Source organism: Kitasatospora nipponensis, from assembly GCF_039528135.1.
Taxonomy (GTDB): domain Bacteria; phylum Actinomycetota; class Actinomycetes; order Streptomycetales; family Streptomycetaceae; genus Kitasatospora; species Kitasatospora nipponensis.
Map to the genome: position 1 here is coordinate 1 of NZ_BAAALF010000407.1, position 2,029 is coordinate 2,029.

Sequence of the window (2,029 nt, forward strand, 5' to 3'; positions counted from 1 at the left end):
GCCAAAAGGCTTCTTTCCCCGGCTTTCCGGACATCGGTAACCGGTTGTACTCCCCAATAGTTGGCGAACTATCATTCGATCCTCTGATCATCTTGTGCAGGTGGGGGTCCGCCCAATGAAGTTGTCCCGTGTTTCGGCCGTCCTGACGGCGGTGGCTCTCGCCCCGGCGATCCTGTTCCCCGCCTCGGCCAACGCCGCCGACGGCCCGGCGCCCACCGGCACCCCGACCGGCGCCCCCACCCCGGGCCGGCCGACCGCGCCGGCCTCGACCGTGCCGACCGACGGCCGCCCCAGCGCCGGGCCCAGCCTGGCCCCGGGGATCGCCGGCGCCCGTCCCGGCAGCGGCACGACCGGCTCCGCCACCCCGGCGCCCGGCCCCTCCGGCCCGGTGGGTCCCACCGACCCCACCGGCCCCACCGATCCCGCGGACCCGACCGGCACACCCTCCCCCGGCCCGACGGGCGGCCCGGGTGACGGCCCGACCCCCGATCCCGGCGACGGTCCGAGCACCGACCCGGGCGCCGGTACCGATCCCGGCACCGGCCCGGTCACGGGCACCGACCCGGTCACGGGCGCCGGCAAGCCCACGCCCCCCGGTGTCGTGCCGCCCCCGCGCCGCCCGGCGCCGCGCCCGCTGCCCACCCCGGCCCCGGATCCGGACGCCACCCTCACGCCGGGCGCCAAGACCCCCGCGCCGCCCGTCCAGGACGCCCCCGCGGACCTCCCCGGGGACCCCGACGCCCCCGTCCTGGTCGGCCAGGGCGGCCTGCTGGACCCGGCCGGCGTGGGCCGCCGGTACACCGTCACCCTGACGGTGACCGAGCCGCTGGCCGCCGTGGAGATCGAACTGCGCCTCGGCCGGGCCGACGCCACCGCCGGCGCGATGGCCTGGAGCACCCTGCCCGGCGCCCGGGTGACGCTGCACCAGGACGGCTCCACGGTGCTCTACCGCTTCGCGCCGCAGCCCGGCGAGGACGTCCAGCCCGGCCTCTACACCTTCACCGTCCAGGACGCCCGCGCCGCCACCCCCGGGGTGCGCGACGCGGGCACCGGCTGGACGGCCTCCGGGTTCGCGCTGCGCCACCCGCACGCGGTGGTCGCCCGCGGCGGCTTCACCACCGGCGCGCCGCAACGCTGAGGGGACCGACCCGCCCAGCGGACGACCGTGCCGACCGGAGCCCCTCCGGTCGGCACGGTCGTCCGCGGCACCGCCGCGCCCGCCGGGCCGGCCGGGAACCGATCACCGGGCACGCGGCATCCTCGGGTCAGTGCGGTATCGCGGCGAAACGTCCTACGCTGGCCTCGTAGCCGTCGCCGCACCACCCGCTTCACGCCCCACCCGCTCCGCGCACCACCCGTCTGCGCAACCGCAGCCCGGAGACCCCGCGGCGCGAGCCCCCGCCACCCGCAGCGCGCGGTGCGGCGGGCGGACCGTGCCGCCGCAGTCGAGGAGGAACCCGTGACCACGGCCCTGAACCAGGGCGCCAACGCGCCGTTGTCCGTCCCCCGGGTGACCGTGGAGGTGACCGCCCCTCAGCGGCTGGACGTCTCGGGCCTGCTGCTGACCGCAGCCGGCAAGGTCCGCTCGGACGCCGACCTGGTCTTCTTCAACGCGCCGAACGGGCCCGGCGTCACCCACCGCCCGGCCACCGGCTCGATGCCGGACGCGATCACCGTGGACACCTGGGCGGTCCCGGCCGACGTCGCCAAGGTCGTGATCACCGCCAGCCTGGACGACCCCGCCGCCACCTTCGCGGGGACCGAGCCGACCGCCACCGTGCGCGACGCCGACTCCGGCCAGGTGCTGGTCACCTTCACCCCGGCCAAACTCGGCCGGGAGACCGCCCTGGTGGTGGTCGAGGTCTACCGGCGCGGCGCGGAGTGGAAGATCCGCGCGGTCGGCCAGGGCTACGCGAACGGGCTGGCCGGGATCGCCACCGACTTCGGCGTCGCCATCGAGGAGCCGGCCGGGCAGGCGCCGGCGATGGCCGAGCTCTCGGCGCAGGACAAGGAGCTGCTCGGCCGGCTC

The 2,029-nt window shown here is 77.4% G+C and carries 2 protein-coding genes; both read left to right on the forward strand.

What is annotated here, in order from left to right; genetic code table 11:
- Window positions 1-115: 115 nt before the first annotated feature.
- On the forward strand, window positions 116-1,138 hold the full coding sequence (locus ABD323_RS40675; RefSeq protein WP_344447146.1) for a hypothetical protein: 1,023 nt from the start codon (window positions 116-118) through the stop codon (window positions 1,136-1,138).
- 321 nt (window positions 1,139-1,459) lie between these two features.
- Window positions 1,460-2,029: TerD family protein (locus ABD323_RS40680; RefSeq protein ID WP_425556334.1), on the forward strand; the 570-nt coding region annotated here is incomplete at its 3' end.

Coding starts and splice junctions, on each gene's coding strand:
- ABD323_RS40675 (WP_344447146.1), top strand. CDS start 116: ATGAAGTTGTCCCGTGTTTCGGCCGTCCTGACGGCGGTGGCTCTCGCC.